This window comes from Pseudomonas sp. R4-34-07 (assembly GCF_003852375.1).
In the GTDB taxonomy this organism is placed as follows: domain Bacteria; phylum Pseudomonadota; class Gammaproteobacteria; order Pseudomonadales; family Pseudomonadaceae; genus Aquipseudomonas.
In genome coordinates, this window is the sequence record NZ_CP027760.1 from 2856083 (window position 1) to 2882067 (window position 25985).

Sequence of the window (25985 nt, forward strand, 5' to 3'; positions counted from 1 at the left end):
GGTTGAACTCGTAGTGCATTTAAAGTGAGTTATGGTTTCCCGCAGCATCCAGCCATGGGGGCCCTGGAGCACACGAAAGATGATCTCCCGTTCATAAACCGGGGCCAGGGCTGCGATGGCGTCCGGATCGCCCATTAATCGCAACATTCGCACCCAGGCATCCATCAGGGCCTATCTTGGTCAACAACAAGCGCTCAGCACAGCAGGCAGCCACTCACTCAAACACCTTCCCCAATCAAACAGCAACATCTCCCGCAAAATACGGAGATTTCCCGAAATACTCGATCAACAATTGCGCAAAGACCCGGATCTTCTGCGCAGGATGCTGACCGGCCGGGCGGACTAAGTAAGCACCCGCTGGCGGTGGTGGATAACGCGTCATGATCGGCACCAGTGCGCCGGATGCCACGCTGTCATACGTGAGGCAATCGGGCAGGTACGCGACCCCGAGTCCTGCGACTGCGGCGGCGACTAGCGCGATGCCGTTGTCAGCCTTGAAGCGTCCTTGCGGGCGAATGGCGACGATCTTGTCGCCATCCATGAATTGCCAAGCTTCGGTGCTTTGCATCAGGGCTTGATGGGCGACTATCTCCTCAGGTTTCTCGGGTGAACCATAAGCCTTGATATAGCCCGGACTCGCGACCAGCTTGCCGTTGATCGGGCCGATGCGTCTTGCGATCAGGTTGGAATCCTGAAGGTAGCCGACGCGGATCGCGCAGTCGTAACCTTCGGCGATGAGGTCAACGAAGCGGTCGCTGTAGCAGGTCTGGATCTGAAGTTGCGGGTGCCGCACGGCCATTTCCGCCAGTACGGGGGCGAAGTGAGTCGGGCCAAAAGAGAGCGGCGCGGCCACTCGTAAACGACCCTGCAGCGCTCCGGCAGGCAGGATCGCTTCCCTGGCTGACTCCATTTCTGAGCAGACCCTCGCTGCATAATCGCGAAAGGTCGCGCCGGCCTCGGTCAGCGCCGCGCCGCGAGTCGAGCGTGTCAGCAACTGCACGCCAAGCTGTGCTTCCAATCGCGCCAGCCTGCGACTGACGATTGACTTGGACACGCCCAGCCGGGCTGCGGCAGGCGAAACGCCTCCCGCGTCAGCAACCTCTACGAATGTCTGAAGCTCTTCGATATCCAAACGGTGTTCCTCATTTCGCGACACAGCCAAACACTTGGCAACACTACCGGATTAAGCATCGAAACAGCACAGTGTTGTTCGCAGGCAGCGTCGGCGCTGGCGTATGCCGCTCATTACCAATCCAATTCATAACGACAACACGGGATCTACTAATGACTTTTCGTAACGGCCTTACATCGCTTCTTCGTCCTGAAGATTCGGTACTCGTTCTGATCGACCACCAGCCTTTCCAGCTCACTAATCTGAACAGCCATGAGCCGCAAATGGTGGTCAACAATGCGACGGCGTTGGCGAAGGCTGCCAAGGCGTTCAACGTGCCCACCATCTTGACCAGCGTGATCGGCGAGCGGGGCGGTTTCATCTTTCCGCAAATCCTCGATGTTTTTCCCGGCCAAGAGGTGATTGATCGGACGCTGATCAACACCTGGGAAGACCAGAAGGTGGTGGACGCGGTAAAAGCGACGGGCCGCAAGCAACTGGTTATCGCGGGTCTGTGGACCGAAGTCTGCGTCGCCATGCCGGTGATCCAGGCACTCGGCGAAGGTTGGGATGTAACGGTGATCACTGATGCATCCGGCGCGGTTTCGGTCGAGGCCCATCAAGTGGCGATCCAGCGCATGATTGCGGCGGGTGCGAACATGATGACTTGGCTCGCTCTCGCTGCAGAGTGGCAACGTGACTGGGCTCGGGAGGAAACTGCCGGTGCGCTGACCGATGTGCTGCTGCAGCATGCTGCCGGTAGCGGTATTGCGTATCTGTGGGAGCAGCAGTTGCTCAACGCGCCAGTGCCGGCCACCGCCGGGTGATCTGAGTGGGGGATGAAGAGCTGGTTGATCGATGTCTGGCCACAGACATGGCGAGTCTTCATCTCCTCTCGCAGCAACTGGAGAGGTCTGTTCAGCAGCATGTGAGCCGTCGGTCGCGAAGGGAAATCGGGTATTGATATATCGGAAAATCTCGATATCATCCGAGCTATGGACTTACTCGAAATATTCAAAGCACTCTCAAATCCGGTACGCCTTCAAATCCTGAAAGGCTTGAAGGACCCCGTGAACAATTTCCCTGCGCAGGATGAGGGTGACGTTTTCACGGTGGGTGTCTGCGTCAGCAGTATCCAGGAGGGTATCGGGCTGTCGCAGTCTACGGTGTCGGGTTATCTGGCAACCCTGCAACGAGTTGGCCTGGTCGAAGTCAGGCGCATCGGTCAGTGGACGTACTACAAACGCAATGAAGCAACTATCAGTGCCCTTGCCGAGTTGATCGGGAAAGATCTGTAATTTTTTTACTGCATGATATTGAGATATCTCGATATTCCGTTTTGTCGATACGAGGATTTCAAAATGAAAGCGATGCTACTCAAATCATTTGGCGGCCCGGAATCGTTCGAACTCTGCGACGTACCCAAGCCAGTGCCGGGTGTGGGACAGGTCTTGGTGCGGGTATACGCAACCTCCATCAACCCCTTGGATTTTCAGGTTCGGCGCGGCGATTACGCTGACCTGGTGCCACTGCCGGCGATTACCGGACATGACGTTTCGGGCGTTGTCGAAGAAGTCGGGCCGGGGGTGACGGGCTTCGCTCCGGGGGACGAAGTCTGGTACACCCCGCAAATATTCGACGGGCCAGGCAGTTATGCCGAGTACCACGTTGCGGCCGAAAGCATCATCGGCCACAAACCGCCATCGCTGAGCCATCTTGAGGCGGCAAGTCTGACTCTGGTTGGCGGCACGGTGTGGGAAGCGCTGACCGTGCGAGCGGCGCTCAGGGTAGGGGAAAGCATTCTGATACACGGCGGCGCGGGAGGCGTGGGTCATGTAGCGATCCAGGTCGCAAAAGCCATTGGCGCGCGGGTCTTCACCACCGTGCGCGAAGCAAACTTTGAGTTCGCCCGTAGCATGGGTGCCGATGTGCTTATCGACTACAAAAAGGAAGATTACGTCGACGCCATCCTGCGCGAAACCGGCGGCCAAGGTGTGGATGTGGTGTTCGACACCATAGGCGGCGACACCCTGTCGCGCAGCCCGGATGCGCTGGCTCAACTGGGCCGTGTGGTCTCGATTGTCGACATCGCGCAGCCGCAAAACCTCGTTCAGGCCTGGGGCAAGAACGCCAGCTATCACTTCGTCTTCACCCGACAAAACCGCGGCAAGCTTGATGAGCTGAGCACGTTGGTGGCTCGCGGTCAGTTGCGCCCACACGTTGGCGCGGTCTATTCGCTGGCCGATATCGGCCTGGCCCATGCTCGGTTGGAAAGTCCCGAGAACGGCCTTCAAGGCAAAATTGCGATTGCAGTTGAGCCATCGCTTATTTCCTGAGCGCCTATTTTCAGCCGTCTAAGTCGTATCAGAGGAAATGCCATGATTTATGAAATTGCTCTGCTTCCCGTACACAAAGAACGCATTGAACAGTTCAAAAGTGCCTTCGCCGAGGTCGCGCCGTTGCTCACCCGCGCGAAGGGTTACGGCGGCCACTTGCTCGCGCAAGGAATCGAAACCCCCGAGCATTTCAACCTGATAGTGCGCTGGGCTTCACTTGAAGATCACTCGCCGGGCTTCGAGGCGAGTGATGACCATCAGATGTTCATGCTGGGCCTTAAGGACTATTTTTCTGAAGAACCGAAGGTCCACCATATCGAAGGAGCAGTTTTCTAACTGGATCGATGCTCAGTGGACGGCATCGCTCGCCGCACTCCACCGTTCACACCTGATCCAACGCCTCAATCACACCTTTGTCCTCGCCCAGAAAACCACCGCTCTGGTGCTGCCAAAGCCGCGCATAAACGCCATTCTTCGCCAGCAGTTCACTGTGGGTTCCCTGTTCGATAATGCGCCCGTCATCCATCACGATGAGCCGGTCCATGGCGGCAATCGTCGACAGTCGATGGGCGATGGCGATTACGGTTTTGCCTTGCATCATCTCATCGAGGCTTTCCTGGATCGCGACTTCGACTTCCGAGTCCAGCGCGCTGGTGGCTTCGTCGAGCAACAGGATCGGGGCGTTTTTGAGCATGACCCGGGCAATTGCCACGCGCTGGCGTTGGCCGCCCGACAACTTGATGCCGCGCTCACCGACCAAGGTGTCGTAGCCGCTATGACCTTGGCGGTCGCTGAGTTGGCTGATGAACTCGTCGGCCTGCGCATTGGCGGCGGCGCTGCGGATTTGTTCGTCGGTCGCGTCGGGTCGGCCGTAGGCAATGTTGTCGCGGATCGAACGGTGCAGCAGGGACGTATCCTGCGTGACCATGCCGATTGAGGCGCGCAGGCTGTCTTGCGTCACTTTTGCGATGTTTTGGCCGTCGATGCAAATCTCGCCGCTGTCGACGTCATAGAAACGCAGCAGCAGGTTGATCAGCGTGGATTTACCCGCACCGGAGCGTCCGACCAGGCCGATTTTTTCGCCAGGACGGATGTTCAGGTTGAGGCCGCTGAGTACTTGGCGCTCGCCGTTGTAGTTGAAGCTGACATTGTTGAAGGCCACCGCGCCGCCGGTGGTTCGCAGCGTGCCCGCATCCGGCGCGTCCTGCACTTTGGTGCCGAGGGTCAGCGTCGCCATGCCATCCTGGGCGGTGCCGATGCTTTCGAACAGAGAAGTCATTTGCCACATGATCCAGTTCGACATGCCGTTGATCCGCAACGCCATCGCAGTGATCGCCGCCACGGCGCCCGCGCCGACCGCACCGTCATGCCAGAGCCACAACGCATAACCGCCCGCCGACATGATCAACGCCACTACCAGTGCCTGATTGACGATCTCGAACTGGCTGACCAGGCGCATCTGGCGGAAACCGGTTTGCTTGAAGTCCTCCATCGCCGCACGCGCGAAATGCGCTTCGCGATTGGAGTGGGAAAACAGTTTCACCGTGGTGATGTTGGTGTAAGCGTCCGAAATTCGCCCGGTCATCATCGACCGTGCGTTGGCCTGCTCCTGGCCGACTTTGCCCAGACGCGGCACGAAATACCACATGGCCAAGCCGAACAACACGAACCAGGCCATGAAGGGCAGGATCAGCTTCAGCGCGAAGCCGCCGGCCAGCGCGATGATCGCGATGAAATACACGCCGATCCCCGGCAGGATCTCGATCATTGTGAACAGCACGTCGCGCACGGCCAGCGCAGTCTGCATGACCTTGGTGGTGACGCGGCCGGAGAATTCATCGGAAAAAAACGCGAGGCTTTGTCGCAGCATCAGGCGATGGAAATCCCAGCGCAGCCGCAACGGCAAGTTGATCGCCAATACCTGGTGCTGCAACATCGTGCGCAACGCCACCAGCCCGACGCTGGTCACCATGACAATGCCCATGCCCCACAACACGCGGCTTTCCTGCGCCGCCGCTTCACCGCCGGCCTGCCAGGTCGAGAGCAGGTCGACGATTTGCCCCAGAAACGAAAACAGCCACGCTTCGTAGATCGACACACCGGCACTCAACAGCGCCAGCGCCAGGATGTAACCGCGAGCGCCGCGCGTGCAGGCCCATAGGAACCGGGCCAGGCCAGCGGGCGGCGGTGGCACTTCGTCAGGCGGGAAGGGGTCGAGTCTTCGTTCAAATACACGAAGCATGCTGGTCTCCAAAACGATCAAGTTGAGGGGATTCTGCCATTGAACGGATGCTTTGAGGGTTTTGCGAACGTTGGGGGCGGCGATGAGGCGAGGTATGCGATATCTGGCCGACCTCAAAATCGGCTTATATTCACGGAGGAAAAAATGCGGATGTACATCACAGGTGCCTCGTGTGCGGGCGGCACCAAACAGGGGCTAAACCTCGCAACGCTGCTCGGTGTACGGCATGTCGATGTCGATGATTTTTTCTGGATGCCGACCAATCCTCCTTTCACCACCAAGCGACCTGCCGAAGAACACGTGGCGCTGATCCAGCAAAAAATAGTTGCGGGCGTGGTTCAGGAGGTGCGGATGCGACACGGAGCGATTCTGTAAAAATTACCCAGTCATTAATCGAATCAATAACAACCATTAACTCAATGAAGTTCTCATATCAGCACCGCGGCGTAAGATCGGCTCAATTCCAAACCACTCCACGGAGCACATGATAATGAAACGCCAAACCATCCTCGGCATCGCTTTCTCGATCTTCGCGCTGAATGCTTTCGCAGCGACTGCTGCCCAACCTGTGGTCGCTGAAGGCGCCTCGGATCGTCTGTTCAGCGACGCGGTCGCCGCTGCTACGCAAACCGATCCGCTGTTCAGCGATGCCGTCGCAGAGGATGGTTCGGATCGTTTGAAAGGCAACCTGGCTGCCGAAGGTGGCGCAGAACGTCTGCTCGAACGCCGTGCAGTCTGAATGCATGGTTCCAACGTAAGACTCGACGAAAAGCCCGGCCTCATCAGCCGGGCTTTTTTGCTTTAGAAATGACACGCGGCGGTCGCGCATGCTGCATGTGCTGTTCCACATGGCGCGCCACGACCAACCGGCCACGTCCGACACCATCGCGCAGATGCTCGGCACCAATCCGGTGGTGGTTCGGCGGACCATGGCACTGTTGAAAAAGGAAGGTTATGTGCGCTCGGAAAAGGCCCACAGGGGAGGGTGGACGCTGGCAGAAATGACTCTGCTGGACATCCATCAGACGCTGGGCTCGTCTTCGCTGTTTGCCATCGGTTTATCGACCGACCACCCACAATGCCTGGTCGAACAAGCGGTGAATGCCGCGCTGACGGAAGCGTTTGACGCGGCGCAGGCATTGTTGATTGATAGTTTACAGCGTCTGCGGCGGGCAGGACCGGTGACCACGCCCATTTGTGCCACCGCGGCATGTCTGAAATTCCATCTGATCGCATTTCCCTGGCTCCCCGAAACCCCTAATTTAGACGCCTAAGCATGTGATTGAAGGATGAGAGTTATTCTTCAAGTAGCGCTCGACCACTGTTGATCAACCCTGCAAAGCGTTTGGCGTCCAGAGGTGGAATGCGCGTTCAGGCGGTGACGATGTAGTACGCAGCCTCGGGTATGCGGTTAATGCACATGAATTGATTCAGGGAAATGATCAAAAAATTATGCCTCACGTGGAATGCCTATTTTTCTTCTGCCGTCTTATATGGCCTTTTAATTAAATGTCTATGGGTTTCATATTAAGAGAGCGCAGTAATGATCAGATTTAATGACCTAGCCATTTTTGTGCGTGTGGCAACCGTTGACAGTTTCTCCGTCGTGGCTAGGGAAATGGATCTCTTTCCTGCTCAAATCAGCGCCGCTATCAAGCGCTTGGAGTGTGAACTTGATACGCGCCTGTTTGCGAGATCAACACGAAGTTTGCGCCTAACAGCCGAAGGCGAACGTTATCTGCCTTACGCTCGGGAGGTTTTGAATACGCTCAGTGAGGGGCGAGCCGGGTTACAACAGGACGATCGTAAACTCCATGGCGTCTTGCAGATCGCCAGTGCCTCAGATTTCGGGAGAAATGTGTTGCTTCCCTGGCTGATCGATTTTCGTCGAGACAACCCTGGTCTGGTGCTTCGTGTGATGTTGTCCGATAGCGTCTCGGACATCTTTCGCGATCCGATAGATGTAGCCGTCAGGTATGGCACGGTACAAAACGCCGACTTTATCTCTTTGCCCTTAGTGCCTGGCAATCGCCGTGTACTGGCTGCATCGCCGGCTTATATAGCGCTGCACGGGCGGCCCAAGTCCGTGGAAGATCTTAAGACTCATGCGTGTCTTCGTTTCCATATGAATGGAAAACTCTACGACAGATGGATATTTCCCAAGTTGCCGGAGAGCGACTTCGTTATTGTAAACGGCCCTGTTCTAAGCGATGACGCAGACGTCATTCGACGATGCGCCATCGCGGGGGAGGGGATTTTGTACAAATCATGGATGGACGTTTGTGAAGATGTCAGTGCCGGTCACTTGGAGGTATTACTACCTGAGGTTCCAGGTGAGCTTTACCCTTTGAGTTTCGTTTGCCCGCACAGGAAACAGTTTACCCCGGCGATTCGTTTGCTTTACGCGTACTTGAAAGATAAGTGTGAATCGCTGTTGATGACGCACGCCTAGGCGTGCGCCAGACGTTATTGTGCCAACACCTATCTGCTTCAATCTAGCTGGACAGAAAGCCCGGGATAGTCGGTGTACCCTTCCTTCCCTTGGCTGAACCACGTCGAACGATCCTCTTGCCTCAGCGACAAGCGACGGCGAAGTACCTCTGGCAGCTGGGGATTGGCGATAAATGGACGTCCGAACGCCACGGCGTCGGCAATACCCGCTTCCACAACCGCCTCGGCACGAGCCGAATCGTAATCTGAGTTGAGGATAAGCGTGCCTTTGAAGGCATTACGAATGATGGCTGCGCTTGGAGGGTATTCCGAGACGCCAAAACTCCCGTCAGCCGGCGGCTCGCGAAGCTCGAGATGGGCAATACCGATCTCGGATAACACTTCAGCGGCGTGGGTAAACAAAGGCACAGGATTACTGTCCCTCACGCCCTGGTCATGACTGCTGGGGGTTAACCGAACACCCGTCCGATCTGCTCCAACGACTCCCGCGACCGCTTGCGTCACTTCCTTGAGCAGCCTGACCCTGTTCTCAATTGAGCCTCCATAGGCGTCGGTGCGAAAGTTGCCGCTGTCGCGTAAAAACTGATCGATCAGGTATCCGTTGGCGGCGTGAATCTGGACGCCATCAAACCCCGCCAGCAACGCATTCCTGCCTGCCTGGGCGAAATCGGCAATCAGTGGCGCGATCTCCTCGAGCGGTAGCGCTCGAGCCTGGGAGTAGGGTTGTTTCCCCGCGTAGGTATGGGCCAGTCCAGGTGCTGTCGTCACCGAGGGACCTATGGGTTGTGCGCCGTCAAGGAAGCTGGGATGTACCACCCGGCCCATGTGCCACAGTTGAGCAATTATTCGACCACCGCCAGCGTGCACAGCGTCGGTAATCAATCGCCAGCCGGCAATTTGCTCAGCGGACCAGATACCGGTTGCATAGGCCCATCCCAGGCCCTGCTGGCTGATGCCGATCGCCTCGCTGATGATAAGCCCCGCCGTCGCACGTTGAGCATAGTAGTCAACCATGATGGGGGTAGGGACGTGATTCTGCGTTCCTCTGGCCCGAGTCATTGGGGCCATGATGATGCGGTTAGGTAATGTCATGGCGCCCAGACGCAGGGACTCGAACAGTGTGGCCATGTGGATCTCCTTTGTGTTGACGAAAATGTCAGGTTTAAACCAGGCGTGCGCCGCCATCGACGTTGATCGTGGCGCCGTTCATGAAGCCGTTGCTCATCAGGAAAACCACCGCCGCGGCCGCTTCGTCGGCAGTGCCCAGGCGGTGCAGAGGCAAGGTTTTCTCCAGTGCAGCGAGAAAGCCATCGCGCGCATCGCCCATGGCTTTCGCGAGGATCGGCGTATCGATAGGGCCTGGAGACAGGGTGTTGACCCGGATAGGCGCCAATTCGAGGGCCAGGCCGCGGGCGAATGCTTCCATGGCAGCTGATGCAGCGGCGAGCACCGCCGTGCCGTGCGCATTGGGTCTATCTGCAAGCGCACCGGAAATAAAGGTGACGGAGCCGTCTTTGGAAAGGCGATTGCCAAGCGCTCTCAAGGCATATACCGAGGCCCAGATTCGCTCGTCGAAAGCGCGTTGCAAATACGCCACATCCGCTTCGAGCACTTTGCCGGCGACGAACGTACCGGCCAGCAGCACCAGGTGATCAACCTTTGGGATATCGGCCAGAGCGGCCTGGATTTGTTCGGGCTTAGTGACATCAGCGGCACGCCAGCCATCCAGCTCGTGGGTATTGGCGGCTTGCTGTGCCCGGTCTGGGTTGGAGCCGATCACGAAGACCTTTGCACCAGACGCCTTGGCCTGAATTGCAGCTGAAAGGCCGATACCAGATGTGCCGCCGACGACTACCACGGTTCAATCCAGAAGGGTGTGTGGGCGTACGTTGCTATGGCTTGGGTTGGAAATGTCGATCATCACTGTTGGCTCCTCAAGGCATCGAATTGATGCTGTGAGGACAGCGTATGCGTAACCTTCAAAGTTGATAATAGGGTTTCAAGTGGTTACTATTGTGCCATGAAAGCACAAATTGGATTGGACCGCCTGACAGGTCTTATTGCTTTTGCTCGCACGGCCTCGCTGGGCAGCTATACAGCCGCTGCACGGGATCTCTCCGTGTCACCCTCGGCCGTCAGCAAAAGCGTTCAGCGCCTGGAAGAGCATTTAGGTCTGCGCCTCTTCAGTCGCACCACCCGCTCGCTGACCCTGACTCCCGAGGGACGTGAACTGTACGAGCGTGCATTGCGGGTGATCCGGGAAATCGAGGACATTGAGCAGACTGCAGTAGCGTCGAGAGGCGAGCCGTCAGGCACTCTGAAAGTAACTGCGCCGCTTCCCATCGGCGTCAACATTCTTGCTCCTGCGCTCCCGGCGTTCCGTGAGCGTTACCCGAAACTGGCGGTGGACCTGCGGCTTGGCGATCAATTCGCCGACATTATCGAGCAGGGGATAGATGTCGCCATCAGGGTCGGCAACCTGGCTGACTCCAGGCTGGTTTCCAAGCCTCTCGGCCCACATCGAATCTGCACCTTCGCATCGCCCGGCTATCTCGCCAGAAAGGGCAAACCGCGCAACATCGATGATCTGGTCAATCATGATTGCATCAATTTCCGTTATCAGAGTTCGGGACAGGCGCTACGCTGGCCCTTCCAGGTGGGGGAGCGCGTTGTCGAGATCACTCCCGACGCCACCATGACCATTGATGTGAGCGACGCGGTCGCGATGACGCTCGCCGCAGGCGGCGGTATTGGTATCTCTCCGACTTATGTTGCCGCGCCTTATGTGCTGAGGGGTGAGTTGGTACCGGTGTTTCCCGAATATGCGGTAGACAGGTTCGTCATCACCGCTCTCTGGCCCGAAAGCCGCAGAGGCAATCCAAACGTGAAGGTATTTGTAGACTTCCTACAAGAAGTGTTCCCGGTACCGGCCCCTTGGGATGTGATAGTCGAATCGGCGGGTAATGCTCAGCGCTAACGACGTTCGACAGCGCAGCGCTCAGTTGATTTGCTCGATCCAGGAGGACACCGAGTCACCACTGCTCATGTTCGGCCGGATAATCCCGTTGATCATGAACGTGGGCGAAACGTGGACGCCGTTTTGTCGAGCATACTTGCACTGCCATTTGATGGCCTGATCCAGGGTTGGAATTGCGAAGGCCTCTGCCAGTTTGATGCCACTGTAATGCTCGAGGCGCTTAATGATGTCTCTGGGCGTTACGTCCAGATTGGGGCCTTCAGCGTGATTGTCGAATTCGAATTCCCTCCGGTGCGCTGCGACAGCGGCCATGACATTCTTGGCATTTTCTTTGCCGCCCTCAAGCGTCGCTGCGGCAAGGATGCACCGGATGATGACGCCTGAAAACATATGCCAGGGCTGGGACTGCAGGCGAATGATCAACGTGATCCGGTCTTCGCCAGCCTCTGCGAGGAGCGCATCGAGCTTGAGGAACGCCTTGACGGAATAGGGGCAGGTGGGCTCGAGAAAAACTTCAAACAGGTGAGGGCCCTGACCCCACGAAAGCGTATCCACTTTCACTGGCCGGTCGTTTTCAGGTTTTTGCATAAAAGTACCTTTCAGTGAATCAGAACGAAGTGAGGGGCCCCTGCGGGAGACAAAATAGCCTGAGTACACTCAGGCATAGAGCACATCCCAGAGCCGTTTTAACTTGAGTGTCATATTGGTTTCAGACACGCTCTGAAGTGTTATGACTTCTTTGAAATATTTGGCGTAAATCGCTTCAGTTACGTGCCGGACCTCGCCGTTCTCATCCAGTTCGACATCGGAAAATCGAAGGATACCTACAGGTTCGAACCCCGCACGCTCAGTGAACTGTTGCATGGCTTTCGACTTCATCGTGACGTATGAAAAAGCCATTGCGATACCCATCGCTTGAGCCAGCGCATCCACGATATAAGCCGCAAAAAGCGTAGCCCCCGTGCCCCGATGCGCCGGAGCGCACACACCATAGCGGCTATGGAGAGTCAGCGCGTCTCGATCCACTTCCAGGCACAACGCGCAGACAATTTCCTCGCCGTGTCGACCGATGTAAACGATAACGTCCTTCGCCTTTTCACCCGAAAAGTAAACCTTTGTCTCATAGAATCGTGGCTCAATATACTTTTTGCCAGATCCGACACGGATGTCCGGATACCACGATTTGATAAGCGCGCATAGAAGGTCAATATCATTACGTTCCAATTGCTCGTAGTTATATTCAGTCGGAGTGATGGTATTTTTGGGCAGCTCCGTGAGTAGCGGCCAGGATGCGTGTTTTATCATGTCGATCTCGTTAAAGTTCAGGCGTGATGCTGCTGACGATTTGAAAGCAGTTGTTTGCCCGAATTTATGGATTTTTAGGCTCGAAGCCGATCAGTGGTGCCTTAGCCATTTCAGAAACCCTCCAGGTACCGCCGTCGGCGCTTTCTGCATAAGAATGGAGCGGGCATGTTGCTGTCGGAGCATTTGGAGGCGGGTGAGGGACATGCGCAATTGCGACCTTTCACCCATACACCGACGTACTTCATCCCGATGCAGTTGAAGTACTTTCACGGCGGAAAGCGCAATGAATTGCGCGCCGTTTGGCTTGTTATCCATGACGCCTTCTTCGCCTAATACTTCCCCTGGCCCCATCCGCGCGACTTCGACCCAATGGGCTCCATCGTTCAACTGGACGGACACCACTCCACTGCCGATAACCAACAAGTGTTCGCTGATTGCGTTGGCTTTCAACACAAAGTCGCCAGTTGCCAGCCAGGTTGATAGCAGGTTCATGGCGAGACGGTCTTTATCCTCTGAAGTGAAACTTGCGAAAATGCGCACGTCGTCCAGCACAAAGCGAGTGATACCGGCCACCGGGATTTCAGCAGAATTGGCGATATCAACGCCGGATGCGCGTAGATGCCTGTAAGCAATGTCGTAAAGGCGATTACGTGCTGCAATTTTTTCGGCAGGCGTGTCTACAAAACCGATGACCTCATACTCCAATAAGCCTTCCGTTATGTTTTTGAGGATGACCTTGGGCGCAGGAACTGGCAGTAGCGCTGAATAACCCAGCAGCGCCTGCTCGAGTATTTCCTGGACGCGTTCGGGTCGAAATCGCAGAGGCAGGTGCAGGCTTATCGTCACCCCGTGTTGATCTTGGGGCCTGCTCATGTTTTGTATTTTGGTTTTCGCCGCCACCGAATTGGGTATGACGACGGTGCTGCCTTGCGAGGTCAGCAACAATGTGGCGCGCCAATCGATGTCGGTGACCCTGCCTTCCATGCCATCGATTTGAATCCAGTCGCCCACTTGATAAGGGCGAGTGGCATTCAGGACAATCCCGCTGAATACATCGCTGAGTGTGCTTTGCAAAGCCAGGCCGACGATAATGGCCAACGCGCCAGAAGTGGCGAGCAATCCTTTGACGGGAAGTTCCAGTACGTAGGCTGCCGCTGCGACGGTGGCGACCAGAAAAATCAGAGCGCCGAGCACTTCCCTGAGCAAGCGACCGCCTCCCTCAGTTCTGGATATCAGGATTGCGCCGAGCAACTCCGTCAGCATCCGCGCGCTTAAAAACCACCAGACGAGTACCAGCAGTGTTGCAGCCAACTGCCAGGAACCAGAGTCAGGATCGCGCACGGGTTGCAAGGGGGAGTTGCCGGACAGAAAGATGGCAGCGCTGTAACAGGCGTAGAGACAAATATTAATGCCCACGCGCAACCCCTGCAGCCTTCGGGGAACAATCCACCAACCAATAATATCGGCGATTAATATCGCCCCGAGGAGGGCGCACAGCCATTCAAGTGTCACGATGTGACCCTCCCGGAGTCTGGTGCATTCGTGCTTTCCCACAAGCGGCGGAACAGGCGATCAAATGGCGACGCCACGCCAGAACTGGTGGAGTTCAGCACTGATGAATTCAGGCTTTTCCTCAAATACCCAATGTCCGCACTGCGCGATGACACCACCTTTTGCCGACAGCGCGATGTGTTTTGCCGAGGTAAAACAATGGTCGCCAAATGACACTTCGCCACCCCAGGCCAACACTGGGATCTTTAGCTTCCCCTTGGTCAGTTGCGCGGTCTGCTCCGCCATTTGCGGGATAGAGCCATAGTGATTCAGGCTGGCACGCAGGTTGCCCGGTTGGCGCATCTGCATGACGTAATAGTCGATGTCGTTCTCGGGCATTGCCGTCGGGTTGTAGGCAAAATCTCTGAAGAAGTGCCGCAGGTACATATCCTCCCGACCTTCAATAAGGGCACGGCTGATGTCCATGTTCATGTGCATGCTCAGATGCCAGTAGGGCACCCGCGGATCGACATAACCTGGAAAATCCAGGCCAAAAAAAGGTGTTTCGATAGTGGCCAACGACAAAGCGCGTTCAGCCGCCAGGTAGGCCAGGGCGACTGAAGGCGGACCTCCCAGGTCATGGCTGAGGATGTGGAATGTATGAGCCTGTTCAACCTCCAGCAGACCGAGCATGTCTTTAGCGATATTGATGGGGTCGTAACCTTGATACGGCTTATCGCTGTCGGCGAAGCCGCGGAGGTCGGGGGCGATGAACGTGTAATGTTCTGCGAGCCTGTCGATGACCGGCATGAACTCTCGATGATTTTGTGGCCAGCCGTGCATACAGAGGACCACGGGGCCTTTCCCGGCAACCACGTAGTTGAGTCGAACACCGTTAACGGTGGCGCGTTTGTGCGTCAGGTTGGTCATGGCGAGTGCCTTTTTTGTCCCGTCTGACCCGGGCCTTTCGAGCCCGGGAGCGTAAGGCGGGTGTGCAATGTGATGCATGCCGGACCCGGCCGGGTGAACGGCATGCGCAAGGCTTGCTTAGTTAAGGTGAGCCTTGAGTTCTGTGCCCGCCTGCCTCATGGCCGCCTTGACTTCCGGTACCTGGCTCAACGGGTTCAGCAGGCCATAGTCATGGATCATGCCGTTGTAGCGAACCGCCGTGACATCGACCCCGGCCGCGTCCAGCTTCTGCGCGTAGGCTTCGCCTTCATCGCGCAACACGTCCAGCCCCGCGGTTTGTACGAGGGCAGGTGGAAGTCCTTTCAACTGATCGATGCTGGCCTTGAGCGGGGAGGCATGAATTTGCGCCCTGGCTTTCAGGTCGGTTGTGTAACTGTCCCAGAACCAGGTCATCATGTTCCTGGTCAGGAAGTGGCCTTCAGCGAACTGCTTGTAGGTGTCCGTCTCGAAGTTGGAGTCCGTGACCGGCCAGAGGAGCAGCTGAAATCGAATTTTCGGAGTGGCTTTTTCTTTAGCCATCAGGCTCACGACAGCGGCCATGTTGCCGCCGACACTGTTACCGGCCACCGCCAGGCGCTTGCCATCCACGTTGATCTGTTTACCGTTTTCCGCCACCCACTTGGTGGCCGCGTAAGCCTGGTTAATGGCGGTGGGATAATGGGCCTCAGGGGATGGTGTGTAATCGACGTACACCGCGACCGCACCGGAGGAGACGACAAGGTCGCGAATCAGGCGCGCATGGGTGGGATAATCCCCCAGGACCCAGCCGCCACCATGAAAGAACATGAAGACTGGAAGCTCGCCTTTGGCTTTTTCAGGCCGAACCACCGTCAGCTTGATCGTCTTGCCATCGGCGGTAATGGTCTTGTCACTCACCTCAACGCCCGATAGATCAACCTTTACCGAGTTTTGCGCTCCCGTCAGCACCGCGCGGGCTTCTGTTGGACTCAATTGCTCGAGCGGCTTGCCGCCACCCGCCGCCAACGCATTCAGAAAGGCTTGGGTTTGATGTTCCGGTATTGGATTGCCGGCGGCCATTGCGGACCCGACCGATAGGGCGATCATCGCTGGCACTGCTTTCACGACGTGTTTCATGTTGCCTCCTGAAGCCATTGGTTTGTATGAAGCGTGTAAGAACGAGGGCGACTATCGATGTCATCCGGTCAGCCTCGTATGGGGGGGTTATTGGGCTAGATAACCGTTGCGGGCGAATGCGAGGCAGGCGGCTCGACCAATCCCGCTTAATGCTCCGGTCACAAGAACGACGTTGCTCATCATGGTTTCCCTTTTTAATAAGACATGGCCACGTCAGGACGACGCAGCGCATGAGGTGTCTCGACGTCAAACCAGCCGCGAACCTCCATCGATATTGATCGTGGCGCCGTTCATGAAGCCGTTGCTCATCAGAAACACCACGGCTGCACCCGCTTCGTCCGCCGTGCCGAGGCGATGCAGTGGCAGGGTTTGCTCCAGCGCGGCGACATAACCGTCGCGCGCATCGCCCAAGGCTTTCGCAAGGATCGGCGTGTTGATGGGCCCCGGAGAAAGGGTGTTGACCCGGATAGGTGCAAGTTCCAGAGCAAGGCCACGGGCCAATGCCTCCATGGCAGCCGATGCAGCGGCGAGCACCGCGGTGCCGTAAGCGTTTGGCCGATCTGCCAACGCACCTGAAATCAAAGTCACCGAGCCCTTTTTGGAAAGGCGATCGCCGAGAGCCCGCAAGGCATGTACCGACGCCCAGATCCGCTCATCAAAAGCGCGCTGCAAGTACGGGATGTCCGCTTCGAGGACTTTGCCGGCGACGAAGGTCCCTGCCAACAGCACCAAATGGTCAACCTGCTGTATGTCTGCCAGCGCGGCATGGATCTGTTCGGGCTTGGTGATATCGGCCGCACGCCAGCCGTCCAGCTCATGGGTGTTGGCGGCCTGCTCTGCGCGTTGCGGATCTGAACCCAGAACAATGACCTTTGCACCCCGGCCCTTGGCCTGAATCGCGACAGCCAGGCCAATTCCGGAGGTCCCCCCAAAGACAACAATGTTTTTGCCTGCTAAATCACCGGTTAAGGCGTCCTGCGCGGAAGTAATGGAGTTCATGTCTTAATCCTCATGCTGATAGCGGTGGTGTATTTTTGAAGTCTTGCCCGACGCTACTGGATGGTCTGCCGGAGGGACGTTCGGAGCCAGTTCGATACGGCCTGTGCAAAGGCTTCAACGTCTTTTCCATTGCCAGTGATGATCCACTTCAAGGCCACAACATCGTCGGGCATAAATATCGCGCCATAACTACTCAACTGGATCACCAATTCGACGGAGTTATTGATGGTTGCTTTTTTTCCAACCAAGATGCCTGCCTGGGCAAGCACTATTGCGCCAAGTCCAATTCCCGCAACCAACTTTCGGGCTTTATCGAATTCTTGTAGTTGAGCGATAACATTGATGTTATTCCACAAATACTCTTTAGTCCCCGCTCCCCCCATGACAGCGATGGCATCGAAACATTCGCTGTACAGCTCTTCCAGATCTTGAGTCTTGATGTGTTCAAAAGTCATTCCGTGCGTAGTGCGTGCATCGACGGAGAAAATTTTCAGGTTATATTCTTTGCGCCATACACCCAGGCACGATAAGAGCATCGGTGCGTCTATACGTCTCGGCGGGATAATGATGGCTAAGCTTTTCATAGATGTATCCTAACGACCCAGCTAACTAAAGGCGCCGTATAAAAGTGCATATTGGCTATCGCTGTTACCTGTAGCCGCTGCACCGATTGCAGCTCTGGAGTGAGCATCACCCTGTCGCATTTAAAAATACAGGTGCGCTACGGATTAACACCTAAACTCTTGCGATGTAAATGCGTGCAGCCCAGAGTTTTAAAGGCGTAGCGGCATTAGCACTAAATTCATTTAAGTCCTAAATGCTGGCGTGCGTTCTCTTCTTCGCTGCTTGGAAATATGATCCAACTGCAAAGGGTTTACTCGTTGATCAATCTGCACGGTGACCCTTCTAAGGCGGCATGTCGTCAATTGAACATGTTAAGGAAATCCGTGAGGTGTTGAATGAGCGAGCCATCGGAAAAGCTGCAGGTGTTCGTAAGCTATAATCAAATCCGGGTGCAGTTCCATGCCTGTCCACCTCGGCCTTGCCCTGAACTACAAAATGCCCTCGATCGCCTCGCATCGTTGCCTGGGTGCGTTAATTACGGATTAAGCTATTGGACACATAGTGCATTCCAATGGTCGATTATGGGTGTATGGACTGACGAGGAAGACCGTGATCGTCATTACTGTAGTGAACAGATTCAAGTTCTTTTCAATTGCCTTATTCAGCAACATGCCGCATTGATCTGTTGCAGCGAGGGGCAGATTTGAGCTTTGTGGCGGGGAACGTCTGAGCGTCCTACATGCGGGAGAATAAAAGTAATGAGCTTCGAAAAGCGTTATCAACCTTATCGCGGCCCCGCAGCAGGATGGGGAGCTCTTTTGTCCGTTGCGAAATATTGGATGCGAAGTGGTAATGCAATGAAAAATGTCCGCGCGCTTCGACTGTGCTGCCGAGTAAAGCGCCGCTCAGGCGGCGCTCGCGGTAGCGTGCTGGCCCGGGATGGCGCCAATCAGCTCACGGGTGTAATCGCTGGTCGGGTGGTTGAAGATGCGCTCCACCGAGCCCTGTTCAATTACCCGGCCATTGCGTAACACCAGCACTTCATGGGCGAAGTTGGCGACCACCGACAAGTCGTGGGACACCAGCACGTAGGCGATGCCCATGTCCCGTTGCAGCTCTTGCAGCAGTTCAAGGATGTGCGCCTGCACGGACACGTCGAGGGCGCTGACCGGTTCATCCAATAGCAATAGATCCGGTTTCAGCGCCAGGGCGCGGGCGATGGCGACACGTTGGCACTGGCCGCCGGAAAGCTCGCGCGGCAGGCGATCGAGGAAATTCACCGGCAAATGCACGCGACTGATCAGCTCGCGCGCGGCCTGTTCCAGGGCCGCGCCCTTGAGCAAGCCGAACGACACCAGCGGTTCGACGATGCTGTCGAACACTGTGAAGCGTGGGTCCAGCGCGGCAAACGGGTTTTGTTGCACCAGTTGCAGGCGCTGGCGCAGCGGGCGGAAGTCGCGCCAGCTGAGGTCGGTGACGTCCTGTTGCTCGAACCACACCCGCCCGCGGCTGGGTTTTTCCAGGCCGAGGGCGATGCGCAGCGCGGTGCTTTTGCCTGAGCCGGACTCGCCGACAATCGCCAGAGTCTGCCCGGGGTAGACCTGCAGGCTCAGGTCCTCCAGCGCCACAAAGGTCGCGTCTTCGCCCTTGACCTTGGGCAGCGCGAATGTCTTGCCAACATTTTGCAGTTGCAGGATCGGCGGCTGCGTCGGGTTCGGTCGGGCCGGTGGCTGGCGGCGCTTGGCGAACGCCGGCGCGGCGGCGATCAAGGCGCGGGTGTAGTCATGCAGCGGCGCGCCGAGAATCTGCCGGGGTGCCCCTTGCTCCACCACTTGCCCCTGTTGCATCACCAGGACGCGGTCGGCGCGGTCCAGCGCCACGCCAAGGTCATGGGTGATGATCAGCAACGAAATCCCGCGTTCACTGACCAGCCGTTGCAGGTGGTCGAGGATCTTGCGCTGCACGGTGACGTCCAGAGCACTGGTCGGCTCGTCGGCGATGATCAAGCGTGGGTTGCCGGCCAGGGCGATGGCGATCAGCACGCGCTGGCGCATGCCGCCGGAGAGTTCATGCGGGTACTGGCGCGCGCGCAGTACCGGCTTGTCGATACCGACCTGTTGCAGCAGCTCGACGATATCGGCATCGACGCCGGGGTAGCGCTTGCCCTTGGCCAGGATCAGCGCCTCGGCAATCTGCTGACCAATGCGCAGGGTCGGGTTGAGGCTGACCATCGGGTCCTGGGGCACCAGGCCGATGGTGCGCCCGCGCAGGCCGCGTCTCTGGCGTTCGCCGGCGTGGGTGAGGTTGTTGCCGTTCACCCACAGCTCGCCGGCGCTGATGGTTGCGCTGTCCGGCAACAGGCCGAGAATCGCGTTGGCCAGGGTGGTTTTACCCGAGCCGGACTCGCCGACAATCGCCAGCGTCTCGCCTTGGGCGATGGTCAATGACAGCTGGTTTACCGCCAGGTTGCCGTGCCGGTAGCTGACACTAAGCTGGCGAACATCCACTAAAGCATTCATCGCTGAACTTCCTCGAACGTGCGGGCAATGTGGTTGAGGCTGAACACCACCGCGACCAGGAACAGGCCGGGCAGCAACGACACCCAGGGGGCGGTGATCAAAAAGTGCCGACCGTTGGCGATCAACGTGCCCCATTCAGCGGCTGGAGGCGCGGCGCCGAAACCGAGAAAACTCAGGCCGGCGGTGGCGAGGATAGCTGCACCGAAATCCAGGGTCGCCAGTACCGCCACTGGGCCCCACGCGTTGGGCAGGATGTGCCGCAGCAAGGTGCGGCCCCAGCTGGCGCCGCCCAGGCGTGCGGCTTCCACGTACGGCAAGGTCTTGACCCGCAGCACTTCGGCGCGGGTGGTGCGGGCGAATCCGGGGATAATCCCGACGCCCACGGCGATAGCCACCGGCACCGTGCCGAAGCCGATGGCGGTGACAATCGCCAGGGCCAGCAGCAAGCCGGGCAGGGCGAGCAACACGTCGACAAACCGCATGATCACCGCATCGATACGCCCACCGGCAAAGCCGGACAGAATGCCCAGCCCGAGCCCGCCCAACAATGCGATCCCCACCGCCAGAAAGGCCGCCAGCACCGACAGCCTGGAGCCGTAGACCACCCGGGTGTACAGGTCGCGGCCCAGCTCGTCGGTGCCGAACCAGTGGCTCAGGTTCGGCGCTGTGAGTTTGACCGCAGGGGCGGTGGCATAGGGGTCGAAGCTGGTCAACCACTGCGGCGCCACGGCGGCCAGCAATGAAAACACCACAATCAACACCGCCAGGCTGAAACCCGGTCGCCGCAGCAAGGGCATTACCGCCGCCGTGGCACGTTGTCGGCGGGTGCGGCGTTGCCAGAGTGGGGGCGCAAGGCCGAGGTTTTGCTCAAGGATAGTCATGGTCTAGGACACCTTTGGCGTGTGGGAGATGCGCGGGTCGAGCCACGGGTACAGCAAGTCCACCAGCAGATTGACCAGCACAAAGGCTGCCGCCGATACCGTGACAATCGCCAGCACCACCGGGATGTCCTGGCGCAGCACCGCCTCCTGGGCCAGGCGGCCGATACCGGAGCGGGCGAAGATGGTTTCCACCAGCACCGCACCGGACACCGTGTTGCCCACCTGCAGGCCGATCAGCGTAAGAATCGGCAGCGCCGCGTTGCGAAACCCATGGCGGGCCTGCACCTGGCCACGGCTCAGGCCCTTGGCGTAGGCGGTGACGATATACGACTCCTGCCATACTCCCTGGAAGCTGCGCTGCAGCACTTGGGCATACACCGCCGCACTTGGAATCGCCAGGGTGATCGCCGGCAATACCAGGCTTTCAAAGCCCCGGCTGCCGGTGGCGGGGAACCAGCCGAGGCCGAAGGCGAACACTTGGATCAGCAACAGGCCCATCCAGAACACCGGCACCGAAAACCCCAGGGATGGCAGGCGCGCCAGGGCTTTTTTCAGCGGTTGCCAGCGGATATAGGCGGTCAGGTAGGCCAGGCCGACACCGCCGACCAGCGACAACACAATCGCCAGGCCGGCCAGGGACAGGGTTTGCGGCAGGCGCTCGGCGAGCAACTCGGCGACTGGGCGGTTCAGCGACAGGGACTGGCCGAAATCTCCGTGCAAGGCGCCCAGTAGCAGGTCGACATATTGCTCGAAGAGGCCCTTGTCCAGGCCGTAATAGGCGCGTGCCTTGGCCAGGTCGGCCACCGACAGCGAATCGGCCTCCATGCCCGAGGCACTGAGCATGATCGACAGCGTGTCGCCGGGCAGCAGATAGAGGATGAAGTAGGTGATGCTATAGGCCCCCCACAGCACCAGCAGGGCCTGGCCGACGCGGCCGATCAGGTAGCGGCTCATGGCGTGCCGATCTCGATATCACCCAGCAGCGCGAAGCCCTCGGCGGTCCAGCGAAAGTTCTTCACCTTGGGCGACGTTGCAGCCTGCCACACGCGCTCGTACACCGGGAACGCCGAGCTTTCGTCGATCAGCAGGTCCTGCAGGTCGCCATAGGCGGCACGTTGTGCGCCTTGGGTGGCTGTAATGCCGGCATCGAACAAGCCCTTGGCTTTTTCCAGGGTGGCCGGTTCGTAGGTGTTAGTGGCCACGGTGGAGCTGTTGGCGCTGCGCGGGTCGAGGATGGTTTGCAGGATGATCGGGTCGGCGCGGGTCATGTAGTTGATGGTCAGGTCGTAGTTGCCGGCGGAGTTGTTGGCCACCCATTCGGCGCGGGTCACCACGCTGAGTTTCAACTCGATGCCGACCTTGCGCAGTTGGTCCTGGATCAACACGTCACCCGCGGTTTCGGCCGGGCTGATGTTGTAGCTCAGGCTCAGGCGCTTGCCGTTTTTGCTGCGGTAACCGTCCGCGCCCTTGGCCCAGCCGGCTTGATCCAACAGTTTTTCGGCAGCTGCCGGGTCGTAGCCGAGCTTGCTGCCCTGGCTTTTGAAGTAAGGCGTGGTCACGTCGAAGATGCCGTCTACCACCGGGAACTCGGCGTTATACACGGTGCTGGCGTAGCTCTTGCGGTCGATGGACTTCTGCACGGCCAGGCGCACTTGTTGATCGGCAAGAATGCGTTCGCCACGGGTGTTGGGGTACAGGTTCAGCGCCGGGCCCGGCAGCGAGCGGCTCTGGATGGTCGCGCCCTTGGACTGGAACAGTTTCAGGTCGACTTCCGAAAACGGGTTGCGTGGCCACAGGATGTCGGCCTTGCCCTGCAGGAACAGGCCGTTGCGCACGCTCTCTTCGGGGATGTAGCTGATGTCGACGGCGTCCAGGTGTGCCTCACCCGGGTTCTTCATATTCGCCGAGGGCCACGCGTAACCCTTGCGTTTGGTCAGGTGCGCGCCGACTTCCGGGGTATAGCTGGCCAGCACAAACGGCCCGGTGCCGATGATCTTGCCCAGCGAGCGCTCCTTGACCGTGAGTGCATAGGACGCGGGCGCGAGGATTGCCAGGTTGGTGGTCGAGGTGGCTTGTAAAAAGCCCGCGTTGGGTTTGGCCAGTACCAGCTTGACGGTGAAGTCGTCGACCACTTCGGCGTGGTCATAACCGGCCAGGTAGGTGGCGCCGAAGGTCGCCGGCAGCTCGGTGGCCAGGGCCTTGTCGCTGTCGAACGCGGTTTTCACCGCTCTTGCGTCGAAGCGCTCGCCGTTGCTGAACGTCACGTTGTCGCGCAGGTGAAAGGTGTAGGCCAGCGCGTCGTCACTGATCTCCCAGCTCTTGGCCAGCCAGGGGATGATCTTGCCGGTGGCCGGGTCCTGGTCGGTGAGCGACTCGGCGACATTGCGCAGCAGCACGCGGTGTTCCAGCCAGTAGACCTGGAACGGGTCGACGCTGACCAGGGTGGTGTTGTCGCCAAAAAATGCAATATTCAGGGTTTTGTTCGCTTGCGCCTGGTCACCCGAAGGCGAGCAGGCGGCCAGGCTGATCGCCAGGGCGCAGGGGGCCAGCAGACGGCTCATCAAGTTGGAGGTGTTCAATGGGGTGCCCTCGTTTTGGCGATGTGAATCAGAAGTCGTAGGCCAGCTTTGTGTACCAGTAGCCGCCGCCCGGATAGAACGGCGGGTTGCCGTAAGGCGCCAGGCCCAGGTTGCTGTAGACGGCGTGCCGGTCGGGGCGCACGTCGAAGATGTTGGTGCCGCCGATGCTGACGGTGATGCTGTCGACGAAGGTGTAGCTGACGTCGAGGTCGGTGATCCATTTGGCGCCGAAGCTGCGATCCCCGGTGGGGTTGACCGCCAGGGTCTTGACCGCGCCGTAGCGGGCGGTTTGCAGGTTGACCGCGAGGTCCCGGGCCTTCCAGTTCGCGCCGAGGATCCACTTGGTCTTGGGCGACGCCTGCGTGAGGTCACCCTCGCGGTCGCGGCCCACCAGGGTCACGCCGGAACCGGTCAGTGCGGCCGGGGTGTCGCGGGCGCCTTCGATGGTGGTCTTGTTCCAGTTAAAGCCCAGGCTCCAGCGCACGTCGCCCCAGGCATCCAGCGGCGTGGTGTGGTCGGCCACCACATCCAGGCCACGGGTGCGGGTGTCGAAGGCGTTGGTGTAATAGTTGACCCAGGTGCCGGTGGGCACGCCCTGGGCGGCGAGGATCGCGTTGACTGCGCCATTGCCCTGGTCATAGATATTGCTGGTCAGGGCAATGCGGTCGTCGATGTCGATCAGGTAGGCGTCGGCGGTGATGCTGGTGCGCGGCGCGGGTTGCCAGGTGAGGCCCAGGCCGAGGTTGCGCGACTTCTCCGGTTTCAGGTCATCGCCACCCAGCGCCTTGGCCAGGTTGCTGCCCGACGGGGTCAGGCGGGTGACTGCCGGAACCACGTTGCCGTTGACGTCGGTGGCCACGCGGTTGTCCGCCACGGTGTAGCCGATCTGGGTCAGCGACGGCGCACGGAAACCAGTGCCGACGGTGCCGCGCACCGCCACGCTGTCGGTCAGCTCGTAGCGCGAGTTCACCTTGAAACCGAAGGTGTTGCCCGAGTCATCGTCGTAATGTTCGACCCGCCCGGCCACATCAAGGAACCAGCGCTCGGTGAGGTCAAAGCCCAGGTCCAGGTAGCCGGCGTAGTTGTTGCGGATCAGGCTGACCTCATCTTCGGGGCGAATGGTCACTGCCGCCTGCGCGCCCGATGCCGCCGGGTAGGTGCCGGTGATGTAGGCCTCGGGGTCGCCGGCGAAGGTGCTGAAATGCTCCCAGCGATGTTCCAGGCCGGCCGACACCTGCACCGGCGACGTGAGGTTGAACAGGCTGTCGTAACGGCGGGTGAAGTCGAGGTTGTTGACCCATTGCTCGAAGCGGAAGGTCGCCAGGTTGTCGAATTGGGTCGGCGAGGCGGTGCCCAGCGACGGGTTGATATTCAGGTCGCTGGAGTGGTGCACATTGTTGCGCCCGTAGGTGGTGCTCAGGTCCCAGTTCCACTCGGCCACTTGGCCCTTGCCGCCAAACAGCAACTGGTAGTCGCGGTCCTTGATGTTGTTCAGCGGGAAATAGCCGTCGGGGAACACCTCGGGCACCGCCGCGCGGCCGGTGGGCAGGCGCAAATAGTTGGCCGCTTCGGCGTCCCGCTCGCCGTAGGTGGAGAACGAATAAAGGGTCAGGTCTTCCAGCGCCAGCTCGGCGTTGTAGGCCAGGTTGAAGGCCTTGAGGTCGGGGTCGCCGTTCTTGATTGCCACCCGATCCCATGCCGCTTCCTTGGCCGGATCGTTGAAGGCACGTACGCTGCTGTCGGCCTTGTCGTTCCAGGAGGCTTCGCCGCGTTTGCGCGCATCGGCCGAGAGGTGGAAGAAGCCGCCATCGCCGAGTTTGAAACCCTGGTCGCCGGCGACCTTGATGGTTTCGCCCTGGCCGGAATACAACTGGCCATAGCTGGTCTCCAGGTGCCCGCCGTTGTTGGCGGACTTGAGGATGATGTTGATCACCCCGGCCACCGCATCCGAGCCGTACTGGGCCGCGGCGCTGTCCTTGAGTACTTCGATATGGTCGACCGAGCTGACCGGGATCAGGTCGATGTCCACGGCATTCGCGCCGCTGTTGTCGATCGAGCCGCGCTGGCCGGTGGCGCCGTTGTGGCGCCGTTTGCCGTTGACCAGCACCAGGGTGTAGGCCGGGCCGAGGCTGCGGTTGCTCAGCGGGCGGGTCACCGAGTTGTAGCCAGCGATATTGGTGCCGAAGTTGAAGGAGGGCAGCAGCTTGGCAATCGCCTCGGACAACTCGGCGCGGCCGGTCTTGAGCAACTGCTCGCTGTTGATCACATCAATAGGTGCCGGGCTGTCGGCGACGGTGCGCTCCTGGCCGCGCAAACCGGTGGAAATCACAGTTACCGTGCCGAGCTTGGCGTCCTCGGCGCAGGCGGGCACCGCCGCCAGCAGCAGCGAGCTGGTCAACAGCGACAGGTGGAATTTTTTCAGCGGGACGGGGAGAGAAATATCTGGCATATCGAGAGAGATCCATG

The 25985-nt window shown here is 58.7% G+C and carries 23 protein-coding genes and 3 pseudogenes; 9 read left to right on the forward strand and 17 right to left on the reverse strand.

Annotated features, from left to right (window positions below; genetic code table 11):
* Window positions 1-36: 36 nt before the first annotated feature.
* Window positions 37-168: pseudogene (locus C4J85_RS13040) on the reverse strand (AraC family transcriptional regulator N-terminal domain-containing protein); the annotation flags it as partial.
* Window positions 169-235: 67 nt separating this feature from the next.
* A complete protein-coding gene (locus C4J85_RS13045) occupies window positions 236-1132 on the reverse strand; it encodes a LysR family transcriptional regulator (protein ID WP_124407169.1) in 897 nt (298 codons plus the stop codon).
* 152 nt (window positions 1133-1284) lie between these two features.
* Here C4J85_RS13045 and C4J85_RS13050 point away from each other — a divergent pair, with 152 nt between their 5' ends.
* The 4 genes from C4J85_RS13050 (at window position 1285) to C4J85_RS13065 (ending at window position 3783) form a co-directional block, all read left to right on the forward strand.
* Window positions 1285-1938, forward strand: coding sequence for a hydrolase (locus tag C4J85_RS13050; protein ID WP_124407170.1), 654 nt, complete (start codon window positions 1285-1287; stop codon window positions 1936-1938).
* 168 nt (window positions 1939-2106) lie between these two features.
* Window positions 2107-2409: a helix-turn-helix transcriptional regulator gene (locus tag C4J85_RS13055; protein ID WP_101209484.1), complete on the forward strand. Its 303-nt coding sequence runs from the start codon at window positions 2107-2109 to the stop codon at window positions 2407-2409.
* A 63-nt stretch (window positions 2410-2472) separates the two neighbouring features.
* A complete protein-coding gene (locus C4J85_RS13060; protein WP_124409816.1) occupies window positions 2473-3447 on the forward strand; it encodes a zinc-dependent alcohol dehydrogenase family protein in 975 nt (324 codons plus the stop codon).
* A 42-nt stretch (window positions 3448-3489) separates the two neighbouring features.
* Entirely contained in the window at window positions 3490-3783 is a 294-nt protein-coding gene (locus tag C4J85_RS13065) for an antibiotic biosynthesis monooxygenase (RefSeq protein WP_124409817.1), read from the forward strand.
* 46 nt (window positions 3784-3829) lie between these two features.
* On the opposite strand, the gene C4J85_RS13070 is transcribed toward C4J85_RS13065, so the two are convergent.
* Window positions 3830-5689, reverse strand: a complete 1860-nt coding sequence (locus C4J85_RS13070) for an ABC transporter ATP-binding protein (RefSeq protein WP_124409818.1) — start codon at window positions 5687-5689, stop codon at window positions 3830-3832.
* A gap of 144 nt (window positions 5690-5833) precedes the next feature.
* Between C4J85_RS13070 and C4J85_RS13075 the strand changes: the two are divergent.
* From C4J85_RS13075 to C4J85_RS13090, 4 genes and pseudogenes are all read left to right on the forward strand, one after another.
* Window positions 5834-6013, forward strand: a pseudogene (locus C4J85_RS13075) (adenylate kinase); the annotation flags it as partial.
* A gap of 166 nt (window positions 6014-6179) precedes the next feature.
* Entirely contained in the window at window positions 6180-6428 is a 249-nt protein-coding gene (locus tag C4J85_RS13080; RefSeq protein ID WP_124409819.1) for a hypothetical protein, read from the forward strand.
* 64 nt (window positions 6429-6492) lie between these two features.
* Window positions 6493-6963 (forward strand): annotated as a pseudogene (locus C4J85_RS13085) (Rrf2 family transcriptional regulator); the annotation flags it as partial.
* Window positions 6964-7232: 269 nt separating this feature from the next.
* On the forward strand, window positions 7233-8141 hold the full coding sequence (locus tag C4J85_RS13090; RefSeq protein ID WP_124367008.1) for a LysR family transcriptional regulator: 909 nt from the start codon (window positions 7233-7235) through the stop codon (window positions 8139-8141).
* A 38-nt stretch (window positions 8142-8179) separates the two neighbouring features.
* Here C4J85_RS13090 and C4J85_RS13095 read toward each other — a convergent pair whose 3' ends face one another.
* Together C4J85_RS13095 and C4J85_RS13100 are read right to left on the reverse strand one after the other, a co-directional pair.
* A complete protein-coding gene (locus C4J85_RS13095) occupies window positions 8180-9268 on the reverse strand; it encodes an alkene reductase (protein WP_124407174.1) in 1089 nt (362 codons plus the stop codon).
* Between the two features lie 34 nt (window positions 9269-9302).
* Window positions 9303-9998, reverse strand: coding sequence for an SDR family oxidoreductase (locus C4J85_RS13100; RefSeq protein ID WP_124409820.1), 696 nt, complete (start codon window positions 9996-9998; stop codon window positions 9303-9305).
* 162 nt (window positions 9999-10160) lie between these two features.
* Here C4J85_RS13100 and C4J85_RS13105 point away from each other — a divergent pair, with 162 nt between their 5' ends.
* Window positions 10161-11117, forward strand: coding sequence for a LysR family transcriptional regulator (locus C4J85_RS13105; RefSeq protein ID WP_124407175.1), 957 nt, complete (start codon window positions 10161-10163; stop codon window positions 11115-11117).
* 21 nt (window positions 11118-11138) lie between these two features.
* Here the strand turns inward: C4J85_RS13105 and C4J85_RS13110 are convergent, their stop codons facing one another.
* The 12 genes from C4J85_RS13110 to C4J85_RS13165 all read right to left on the reverse strand — a co-directional run bounded on the left by C4J85_RS13110 (window position 11139) and on the right by C4J85_RS13165 (window position 25968).
* The gene (locus tag C4J85_RS13110) at window positions 11139-11705 is read right to left on the reverse strand and encodes a thioredoxin domain-containing protein (RefSeq protein ID WP_164487860.1); all 567 of its coding nucleotides are present in this window, start codon (window positions 11703-11705) and stop codon (window positions 11139-11141) included.
* Between the two features lie 69 nt (window positions 11706-11774).
* Complete coding sequence (locus C4J85_RS13115; protein ID WP_124367011.1) at window positions 11775-12422, reverse strand: hypothetical protein; 648 nt, start codon at window positions 12420-12422, stop codon at window positions 11775-11777.
* Between the two features lie 90 nt (window positions 12423-12512).
* The gene (locus tag C4J85_RS13120; protein ID WP_256657911.1) at window positions 12513-13934 is read right to left on the reverse strand and encodes a mechanosensitive ion channel family protein; all 1422 of its coding nucleotides are present in this window, start codon (window positions 13932-13934) and stop codon (window positions 12513-12515) included.
* 60 nt (window positions 13935-13994) lie between these two features.
* On the reverse strand, window positions 13995-14843 hold the full coding sequence (locus tag C4J85_RS13125) for an alpha/beta fold hydrolase (RefSeq protein ID WP_164487534.1): 849 nt from the start codon (window positions 14841-14843) through the stop codon (window positions 13995-13997).
* Window positions 14844-14960: 117 nt separating this feature from the next.
* On the reverse strand, window positions 14961-15977 hold the full coding sequence (locus C4J85_RS13130) for an alpha/beta hydrolase (protein WP_124407177.1): 1017 nt from the start codon (window positions 15975-15977) through the stop codon (window positions 14961-14963).
* Between the two features lie 246 nt (window positions 15978-16223).
* Entirely contained in the window at window positions 16224-16976 is a 753-nt protein-coding gene (locus tag C4J85_RS13135) for an SDR family oxidoreductase (RefSeq protein WP_124367014.1), read from the reverse strand.
* Window positions 16977-17029: 53 nt separating this feature from the next.
* On the reverse strand, window positions 17030-17560 hold the full coding sequence (locus C4J85_RS13140) for a DJ-1/PfpI family protein (RefSeq protein WP_124367015.1): 531 nt from the start codon (window positions 17558-17560) through the stop codon (window positions 17030-17032).
* An 885-nt stretch (window positions 17561-18445) separates the two neighbouring features.
* Window positions 18446-20059 (reverse strand): ABC transporter ATP-binding protein, encoded by a 1614-nt coding sequence (locus tag C4J85_RS13145; RefSeq protein WP_124409821.1) that lies wholly within the window; start codon window positions 20057-20059, stop codon window positions 18446-18448.
* On the reverse strand, window positions 20056-20940 hold the full coding sequence (locus C4J85_RS13150) for an ABC transporter permease (RefSeq protein WP_124409822.1): 885 nt from the start codon (window positions 20938-20940) through the stop codon (window positions 20056-20058). Before C4J85_RS13150 ends, C4J85_RS13145 begins: the two co-directional genes overlap by 4 nt.
* Window positions 20941-20943: 3 nt before the next feature.
* Window positions 20944-21894 (reverse strand): ABC transporter permease, encoded by a 951-nt coding sequence (locus C4J85_RS13155; RefSeq protein WP_124367018.1) that lies wholly within the window; start codon window positions 21892-21894, stop codon window positions 20944-20946.
* Window positions 21891-23501: an ABC transporter substrate-binding protein gene (locus C4J85_RS13160; protein WP_124411183.1), complete on the reverse strand. Its 1611-nt coding sequence runs from the start codon at window positions 23499-23501 to the stop codon at window positions 21891-21893. Before C4J85_RS13160 ends, C4J85_RS13155 begins: the two co-directional genes overlap by 4 nt.
* A gap of 46 nt (window positions 23502-23547) precedes the next feature.
* Window positions 23548-25968, reverse strand: coding sequence for a TonB-dependent siderophore receptor (locus tag C4J85_RS13165; RefSeq protein WP_124409823.1), 2421 nt, complete (start codon window positions 25966-25968; stop codon window positions 23548-23550).
* Window positions 25969-25985: the final 17 nt, after the last annotated feature.

Excerpts from the sequence above, each read along its gene's own strand:
- C4J85_RS13060 (WP_124409816.1), top strand. The coding sequence starts at position 2,473 with ATGAAAGCGATGCTACTCAAATCATTTGGCGGCCCGGAATCGTTCGAA.
- C4J85_RS13130 (WP_124407177.1), bottom strand. The coding sequence starts at position 15,977 with ATGAAACACGTCGTGAAAGCAGTGCCAGCGATGATCGCCCTATCGGTC.
- C4J85_RS13155 (WP_124367018.1), bottom strand. The coding sequence starts at position 21,894 with ATGAGCCGCTACCTGATCGGCCGCGTCGGCCAGGCCCTGCTGGTGCTG.
- C4J85_RS13125 (WP_164487534.1), bottom strand. The coding sequence starts at position 14,843 with ATGACCAACCTGACGCACAAACGCGCCACCGTTAACGGTGTTCGACTC.
- C4J85_RS13080 (WP_124409819.1), top strand. The coding sequence starts at position 6,180 with ATGAAACGCCAAACCATCCTCGGCATCGCTTTCTCGATCTTCGCGCTG.
- C4J85_RS13105 (WP_124407175.1), top strand. The coding sequence starts at position 10,161 with ATGAAAGCACAAATTGGATTGGACCGCCTGACAGGTCTTATTGCTTTT.
- C4J85_RS13150 (WP_124409822.1), bottom strand. The coding sequence starts at position 20,940 with ATGACTATCCTTGAGCAAAACCTCGGCCTTGCGCCCCCACTCTGGCAA.
- C4J85_RS13070 (WP_124409818.1), bottom strand. The coding sequence starts at position 5,689 with ATGCTTCGTGTATTTGAACGAAGACTCGACCCCTTCCCGCCTGACGAA.
- C4J85_RS13110 (WP_164487860.1), bottom strand. The coding sequence starts at position 11,705 with ATGCAAAAACCTGAAAACGACCGGCCAGTGAAAGTGGATACGCTTTCG.
- C4J85_RS13090 (WP_124367008.1), top strand. The coding sequence starts at position 7,233 with ATGATCAGATTTAATGACCTAGCCATTTTTGTGCGTGTGGCAACCGTT.
- C4J85_RS13140 (WP_124367015.1), bottom strand. The coding sequence starts at position 17,560 with ATGAAAAGCTTAGCCATCATTATCCCGCCGAGACGTATAGACGCACCG.
- C4J85_RS13050 (WP_124407170.1), top strand. The coding sequence starts at position 1,285 with ATGACTTTTCGTAACGGCCTTACATCGCTTCTTCGTCCTGAAGATTCG.
- C4J85_RS13160 (WP_124411183.1), bottom strand. The coding sequence starts at position 23,501 with ATGAGCCGTCTGCTGGCCCCCTGCGCCCTGGCGATCAGCCTGGCCGCC.
- C4J85_RS13135 (WP_124367014.1), bottom strand. The coding sequence starts at position 16,976 with ATGAACTCCATTACTTCCGCGCAGGACGCCTTAACCGGTGATTTAGCA.
- C4J85_RS13095 (WP_124407174.1), bottom strand. The coding sequence starts at position 9,268 with ATGGCCACACTGTTCGAGTCCCTGCGTCTGGGCGCCATGACATTACCT.
- C4J85_RS13165 (WP_124409823.1), bottom strand. The coding sequence starts at position 25,968 with ATGCCAGATATTTCTCTCCCCGTCCCGCTGAAAAAATTCCACCTGTCG.
- C4J85_RS13055 (WP_101209484.1), top strand. The coding sequence starts at position 2,107 with ATGGACTTACTCGAAATATTCAAAGCACTCTCAAATCCGGTACGCCTT.
- C4J85_RS13115 (WP_124367011.1), bottom strand. The coding sequence starts at position 12,422 with ATGATAAAACACGCATCCTGGCCGCTACTCACGGAGCTGCCCAAAAAT.
- C4J85_RS13145 (WP_124409821.1), bottom strand. The coding sequence starts at position 20,059 with ATGAATGCTTTAGTGGATGTTCGCCAGCTTAGTGTCAGCTACCGGCAC.
- C4J85_RS13065 (WP_124409817.1), top strand. The coding sequence starts at position 3,490 with ATGATTTATGAAATTGCTCTGCTTCCCGTACACAAAGAACGCATTGAA.